The following is a 7,039-nucleotide window of genomic DNA, read 5'->3' on the forward strand; positions in this document are numbered from 1 at the left end:
GGCAGGACTATGGCACTGTTGGAAATTAAGCAGCTGCGAGTCGAATTCGGCTCGGCAGCATCGCCGTTCACCGCGGTCGACGGCCTCGACCTGAGCATCGAAGCCGGCGAAGTGGTCGGCATCGTCGGCGAATCCGGTTCCGGCAAGAGCGTCACCTCGCTGGCGCTGATGGGGCTGATCGACTATCCGGGCCGGGTCAAGGGCGAGCGCATGGCGTTCGACGGCCGCGACCTGCTGAAGATGCCTGAGAAGGAAAGGCGCGGCATGCTGGGCAAGGACATCGCCATGATCTTCCAGGATCCGATGACCAGTCTCAACCCGTCTTTTACGGTGGCGTACCAGTTGATCGAAACCTTGCGCGTGCACCAGGGCGGCTCCGGCAAGGAATTGCGCGCCAAGGCGCTGGCTCTGCTCAAGCAGGTCGACATTCCCGATCCCGAACGGCGCCTGGACGCCTATCCGCACCAGCTTTCCGGCGGCATGAGCCAGCGCGTGATGGTGGCGATTGCGATCGCCTGCAATCCGCGTTTGCTGATTGCCGACGAACCGACCACGGCGCTGGACGTCACGGTGCAGGCGCAGATGCTGGAATTGCTGCTGCAGCTGCAGCGCGACCGCGGCATGGCCCTGATGCTGATCACCCATGACCTGAGCGTGGTGGCCCAGACCGCGCAGCGGGTGGTGGTGATGTACGCCGGGCAGGTAGTGGAAACCGGCCGCGTGCCGGATATCTTCAATGCGCCGAAGCATCCCTACACCCAGGCGCTGCTGGCGGCGCTGCCGGAACACAATATCGGCCGCGCACGCTTGCAAACCATTCCCGGCGTGGTGCCCGGCCAGTACGACCGGCCCACAGGCTGCCTGCTGAGCCCGCGCTGCGCTTATGCGCAAGACCGCTGCAGCCAGGTCCGGCCCGAGCTGGCGGGCGCGCCGCATGAACAGGTGCGCTGCCATTTTCCGCTGGATGCAGGTGGCCGGCCGACTAACGGCTGGTCGGAAATATCCCGCAAGACACCCGATTTGACGCTGAGCAGTGGGGCCGCATGATGATGAACGCCAATATGAATGTGATCGCCAACCCGGTCACCCTGCTGGAAGCAAAAAACCTGGTCAAGCACTACAGCGTATCGCAAGGCTTGTTTAAACCGAAAGCGACGGCGCGCGCGCTGGATGGCGTGTCGTTCAGCCTGCAGCCGGGCAAGACGCTGGCGGTGGTGGGCGAGTCCGGCTGCGGCAAGTCGACCCTGGCGCGCCAGATCACCATGATCGAACCGCCTACCGGCGGCGAGCTGTGGATGGATGGCGCCAACATCGCCGATGCTGACCGCGCTACCCTGAAACGGGTGCGGCCGCTGGTGCAGATGGTGTTCCAGAATCCCTACGCCAGCCTGAACCCGCGCAAGAAAGTCGGGCAGATGCTGGAAGAGCCGCTGATCATCAATACCGGCCTGAACGCCGCCGAGCGCGCCGACAAGGCGCGCGCCATGATGGCCAAGGTCGGCCTGCGGCCGGAACACTACAGCCGCTATCCGCACATGTTTTCCGGCGGCCAGCGGCAACGGGTGGCGATCGCGCGCGCGCTGATGCTGGATCCGAAGGTGATCGTCGCCGACGAGCCGGTATCCGCGCTCGACGTCTCGATCCAGGCGCAGGTGCTCAACCTGCTGATGGACCTGCAGCAGGCCAGCGGCGTTGCCTACCTGTTCATCTCGCATAACCTGTCGGTGGTCGAGCATATCGCCGACGATGTGCTGGTGATGTACCTCGGTAAAACCGTGGAGCACGGCAGCAAGCAGCAGGTGTTCAGCCGGCCGCTGCATCCCTATACCCGGGCGCTGCTGGCCAGCACCCCGCGCATCGATCCGGCCCAGCGCCAGCAAAAGATGATGCTGCCGGGCGAACTGCCGTCGCCGCTGGCGCCGCCGCCGGGCTGCAGTTTCAACAACCGTTGCCCGTATGCGGTCGAACGCTGCCGGCAGGAAGTGCCGGCCTTGCGCGAGTTCGGCGGCAGCATGGTGGCATGCCACCGGGTGGAAGAAATTCATTGACAGGGAATGGCATGCTAAAGGCAAGGAAGCAGGGCGCGCAGTGGGGCAAGAAGCTGAAACTGGCGGCGGCAATCGGCGTGGCCGCGCTGCTGTGCGCCACGGCCAACATGGCGTTCGCGGCCAAGACGCTGGTGTTTTGCTCGGAAGGCAGCCCGGAGGGATTCAATCCGCAGCTGTTTACTACCGGCACCACCTTCGATGCTTCTTCGGTGCCTTTGTACAACCGCCTGGTGGCGTTTGAACTGGGCACGACCAAGATCGTCCCGGCGCTGGCGGAATCCTGGACGGTGTCGGATGACGGCCTGACCTACACCTTCAAATTGCGCAAGGGTGTCAAGTTCCACAGCAGCGCCAGGTTCAAGCCAAGCCGCGATTTCAACGCCGACGACGTGCTGTTTTCGTTCAACCGCATGGCGGATGTCAATCATCCATTCCATCAGCTTGCTACCGGCGCCAGCTTCAGCTATTTCCTCGACATGGGCATGGACAAGATCGTCGATAAGGTCAGCAAGGCCGACGCCTACACCGTGGTGTTCAAGCTGAAGCATCCGGAAGCGCCGTTCATCGCCAACCTCGGCATGGATTTCGCCTCTATCCTGTCGGCCGAATATGCCGACAAGATGAAGGCGGCAGGCACGCCCGAGGTGATCGACCGCGAGCCGGTCGGCACCGGCCCGTTCCAGTTCGTGTCCTATCAAAAGGACGCGGTGATCCGCTACAAGGCTTTCGACGCCTATTGGGACGGCCGGCCGAAACTGGACAACCTGGTTTTTGCGATCACGCCGGACGCCTCGGTGCGTTACGCCAAGTTGAAGGCGAATGAATGCCAGGTGATGGCGTTTCCCAAGCCGGCCGACATCGAACTGATGAAAGCCGATCCGGCCATCACCCTGCTGAGCAAGGAAGGCTTGAACGTCGGCTATATCTCGTTCAATGTCGAGAAAAAGCCGTTCGACAACAAGCTGGTGCGGCAAGCCCTGAACCTGGCCACCGACAAGCAGACGATCCTGAAGACGGTGTACCAAGGCGCCGGCCAGGTCGCCAAGAATCCGATCCCGCCTACGCTCTGGTCTTACGACAACAAGATCCAGGACTATGCCTACGATCCGGCCAAGGCCAAGGCTTTGCTGGCCAAGGCTGGTTATCCGAACGGTGTTGCGGTCGAGCTGTGGTACCTGCCGGTGACGCGTCCCTACAATCCGGACGGCAAGCGCATGGCGGAGCTGATCCAGGCCGACTGGGCCAAGATCGGCGTCAAGGCCACGCTCGCCACCTACGAATGGACCGAGTACCTGAAGCGCAGCAAGCAAGGCGTCCAGCAGGCAATGATGTTCGGCTGGTCGGGCGATAACGGCGATCCCGATAATTTCCTGGCGACCTTGCTGGGCTGCGAATCGGTGCGCAGCGGCGGCAATACCGCGCGCTGGTGCGACAAGAATTTCGAGGCGCTGATCCAGAAAGCCAAGCTGACGCCGAAGCAGGATGAGCGCGCCAAGCTGTACCAGCAGGCGCAGGCGATGGTGCATGAGGAAGCGCCATGGATACCGCTGGCGCACTCGCTGACGCATACGCCGATCCGCAAGCAGGTGATCGGCTTCAAGATGTCGGCGTTCGCACTGCATGATTTCAGCAAGGTCGACATCGGCAAGTAAAGTTGCCGTATTGCCGCTGTACGGCGGCAGGGCGCAATGCCTTGTCTCGTATCGGCTGCCGATTTATTGTGTATTTTGCAATTTCGGCCGCTGAGATTGGCTGGCCGGGGACTGGCCGGGCTTGGTACAATGGCAGCTTATTCCTTCCCCTATCTATTCCAAGTCCATGATCGACATCCAACTTCTTCGCAAAGACATCGCTAGCGCCGCCGACCGCCTGGCCACGCGCAAATTCAAGCTCGACGTCAATAGCTTCAACGCCTTGGAAGCCGAACGCAAGCAAATCCAGACCCGTACCGAAGAGCTGCAGGGCCAGCGCAATTCGCTGTCCAAGCAGATCGGCATGCTGAAAGGCAAGGGCGAAGACGCCTCCGCCGTGATGGCTGAAGTCGCCGGCATCGGCGATGAGTTGAAGGCGTCGGCAACCCGGCTCGACCAGGTGCAGGAACAGGTCAGCGCATTCTTGCTGGCGGTCCCGAACCTGCCGCACGAATCGGTGCCGGTCGGCGCCGATGAAGCCGGCAATGTCGAGGTGCGCAAAGTGGGCACGCCGCGCAGCTTCGATTTCGAAGCACGCGACCACGTTGATGTCGGCGCCGCGCTCGGCCTGGATTTCGACGTCGCCGCCAAGATCACCGGCTCGCGCTTTTCCGTCATGAAGGGCGGCATCGCCCGCCTGCACCGCGCGCTGGGCCAGTTCATGCTCGATACGCAAACCGCCGAGCACGGCTACACCGAGTGCTATACGCCTTACATCGTAAACGCCGATTCGCTGCGCGGCACCGGCCAGCTGCCCAAGTTTGAAGAAGACCTGTTTGCGGTCAAGAAGGGCGGCCAGGAAGGCGAGCAGGCCGCCGACGCCGCGGCGCTGTACCTGATCCCGACGGCGGAAGTGCCGCTGACCAATATCGTGCGCGACGAAATCCTCGCCGGCGACACGCTGCCGCTCAAGATGGTTGCACATTCGCCGTGCTTCCGCTCGGAAGCCGGCAGCTATGGCCGCGACACGCGCGGCATGATCCGCCAGCACCAGTTCGACAAGGTTGAAATGGTGCAGATCGTGCATCCGGAAAAATCCTATGAAGTGCTGGAGGAAATGGTCGGCCATGCAGAAAACATCCTGAAGAAGCTCGGCCTGCCGTATCGCGTGGTGTCCTTGTGCACCGGCGATATCGGTTTCGGCTCAGCCAAGACCTATGACCTGGAAGTATGGCTGCCGGCGCAAAACACCTACCGCGAAATTTCCTCGGTCTCCAACTTCGAGGCATTCCAGGCGCGCCGCATGCAAGCGCGTTTCCGCAATGCGCAGGGCAAGACCGAACTGGTGCACACCCTGAACGGTTCCGGCCTTGCGGTTGGACGGACGCTGGTGGCGATACTGGAGAATTTCCAGCAGGCGGACGGCAGCGTGGAGATCCCGGCGGTGCTGCATCCTTACATGGGCGGCATCACCAGATTGAGCGCTAAGTAATTGATTTGACAGGGCTATTTTGCGTTGTTCAAACGCTGGATCCGACCGTAGAATGGCTTGAATAAAAAGTCATTCCATAGTCAAAAAGAGTCTGCTATAATCTTGCGCTTTGCTGCATTAAACACAGCAAGTCGACCGAAAACCGGAGAGGTGGCAGAGTGGTCGAATGTACTTGACTCGAAATCAAGCGTACGTTAAATCGTACCGTGGGTTCGAATCCCACCCTCTCCGCCAATTAAAGAAAAGCCTTATAATTCAATGAGTTATAAGGCTTTTTGCTTAAAGGCTGGTAGCAAATTTGGTAGCAAACAATGCTAAATTTGCCAGTTTATCTTCGTGGAAATACCTATTATTTCCATACAAGAATTTTGGGTAAACAGTTCAAACGTTCCCTACAGACAACAGACCGTCTAGAAGCTATTATTAGAGCCTCTAGGTATGTTGAAAGTGTGGTTATGGCTATGGACTTGTCCAAGATGTTGATTTGCACCGAAAATTGACCCACTTGGCCGCATAATTTGCATCGAAAATTGACCCACGTTTAGCACACAATCCTACTTGTCAGAATGAGTAGGGGATCGGAGTGATTGACGTGGCATTACTAGGAATAATCAGACGCTGGCACCTTCGGGACCAGGTCCCGCTGAGGGAGATAGCCAAGAGGCTAGGCATCTCCCGCAACACCGTCAGGCGCTATCTGCGCTCGGAAATCACCGAGCCCGCCTATGCGGAGCGCCAATCTGCCAGCGCTATCGACCCATATGCCTTCCAGCTTTCAGGTTGGCTCAAGACCGAGGCAGCAAAATCCCGCAAGCAGCGGCGCAGCCTCAAGCAGCTCCACGAAGAGCTCGTGGATTTGGGATTCAAGGGATCTTACGACAGGGTCGCGGCGTTCGCCAGGCAATGGAGGGAGGGTCAAACGGAGTGGGTCAATTCAGCGCGCAAACGAACAGCCAGATTATTTTCTCAATCCAACGCTTTAGCGGATCGTACGTTTCGGCTACTCGCTTACGCCATGACCAACGTTTCAATGTTGGGTCTCGGGGACTTAAATCGGCTGCATCGGGTTGGTTGCAGGCATTCAGAAAATGCTTGAACTGTATGTAAACTCAGTATATGATTCTTCCGTCACCAGTCGCGTCCATACAAAACGTGACAGCCAATACAAGAATTGATTCGTTACACGGCGAGGCCACTTTGCAGATAGCACTGGGTTTCGGGAATCATCTCCTGTATTGGTTGGATCTAAGCTCGCCTCGGCGAGTTTTTTTGTTTATGATTCAATTGTCCTTAGCTGATTAGGGAGCATAGTTTCGATAATCAGCAAGGAGATAAGCCCGCACGATCTTTCGTAAAAGCGACCGCTCCTCGCTGCTGGCACCAGATTTCAAGGCCTCGAACCGTCACTGGTTCGGGGCTTTTTCGTTTCAGTGGTATAAATAAATGAGGTTTTCGAAAATGAATGTGACTGGTCAACTGGATTCACAAGATGCCGGGAAATTAGCATCGAGAATTGGCATCTCCGTAAGCGTCGTGCCAGCGACGTCTTGAACCGGGTGTTGACTTGCCCGATGATGGCATCACACCGCTGGGAAGCGGCGTGTTTTTCAGGCAGGAGCGATCTGCGCGGCGCAGTTCCAGGGTAGGAAATCGTCAACGCGGTTGACCGGATGGTCGGCGATATGGGTCAGCACATGACGCAACCAAGCCCCAGGATCGACACCATTGAGCTTGGCCGTACCGATCAAGGAGTAGATGGCGGCAGCGCGTTCGCCGCCGCTGTCGGCACCGGCAAACAGATAGTTGCGGCGGCCGATCGCGACGCCGCGCAAAGCGCGTTCTGCCGCCGAGTTGTCGATCTCGATGGC

5 protein-coding genes, 1 tRNA gene and 1 pseudogene are annotated in these 7,039 nt (G+C 59.0%); 6 read left to right on the forward strand and 1 reads right to left on the reverse strand.

Features of this window, described 5'->3' with window-relative positions; genetic code table 11:
- Nucleotides 1–9 precede the first annotated feature (9 nt).
- From BM062_RS04065 to BM062_RS04090, 6 genes and pseudogenes are all read left to right on the forward strand, one after another.
- Nucleotides 10–1,047 carry an oligopeptide/dipeptide ABC transporter ATP-binding protein gene (locus BM062_RS04065; protein ID WP_092393500.1) on the forward strand — a complete coding sequence of 346 codons (1,038 nt, stop codon included), beginning with the start codon at nucleotides 10–12 and terminating at the stop codon, nucleotides 1,045–1,047.
- Entirely contained in the window at nucleotides 1,044–2,048 is a 1,005-nt protein-coding gene (locus tag BM062_RS04070; protein WP_254784895.1) for a peptide ABC transporter ATP-binding protein, read from the forward strand. The genes BM062_RS04065 and BM062_RS04070 overlap by 4 nt, the downstream gene beginning before the upstream one ends.
- A gap of 11 nt (nucleotides 2,049–2,059) precedes the next feature.
- A complete protein-coding gene (locus tag BM062_RS04075; RefSeq protein WP_254784896.1) occupies nucleotides 2,060–3,700 on the forward strand; it encodes an ABC transporter substrate-binding protein in 1,641 nt (546 codons plus the stop codon).
- A gap of 166 nt (nucleotides 3,701–3,866) precedes the next feature.
- Entirely contained in the window at nucleotides 3,867–5,171 is a 1,305-nt protein-coding gene (serS, locus tag BM062_RS04080; protein ID WP_092393503.1) for a serine--tRNA ligase, read from the forward strand.
- Nucleotides 5,172–5,315: 144 nt separating this feature from the next.
- A tRNA-Ser gene (locus BM062_RS04085) sits at nucleotides 5,316–5,405 on the forward strand.
- Between the two features lie 349 nt (nucleotides 5,406–5,754).
- Nucleotides 5,755–6,096 (forward strand): annotated as a pseudogene (locus BM062_RS04090) (helix-turn-helix domain-containing protein); the annotation flags it as partial.
- 682 nt (nucleotides 6,097–6,778) lie between these two features.
- Here the strand turns inward: BM062_RS04090 and BM062_RS04095 are convergent.
- On the reverse strand, nucleotides 6,779–7,039 hold a 261-nt coding region (locus BM062_RS04095), incomplete at its 5' end, for a transposase domain-containing protein (RefSeq protein WP_139219990.1).

The sequence above is a fragment of the Collimonas sp. OK412 genome, from assembly GCF_900112135.1.
Lineage (GTDB): Bacteria > Pseudomonadota > Gammaproteobacteria > Burkholderiales > Burkholderiaceae_D > Collimonas > Collimonas rhizosphaerae.

Bases quoted from the DNA above. Each gene is read 5' to 3' on its own strand.
- serS (WP_092393503.1), top strand. From the start codon at position 3,867: ATGATCGACATCCAACTTCTTCGCAAAGACATCGCTAGCGCCGCCGAC.
- BM062_RS04065 (WP_092393500.1), top strand. From the start codon at position 10: ATGGCACTGTTGGAAATTAAGCAGCTGCGAGTCGAATTCGGCTCGGCA.
- BM062_RS04075 (WP_254784896.1), top strand. From the start codon at position 2,060: ATGCTAAAGGCAAGGAAGCAGGGCGCGCAGTGGGGCAAGAAGCTGAAA.
- BM062_RS04070 (WP_254784895.1), top strand. From the start codon at position 1,044: ATGATGATGAACGCCAATATGAATGTGATCGCCAACCCGGTCACCCTG.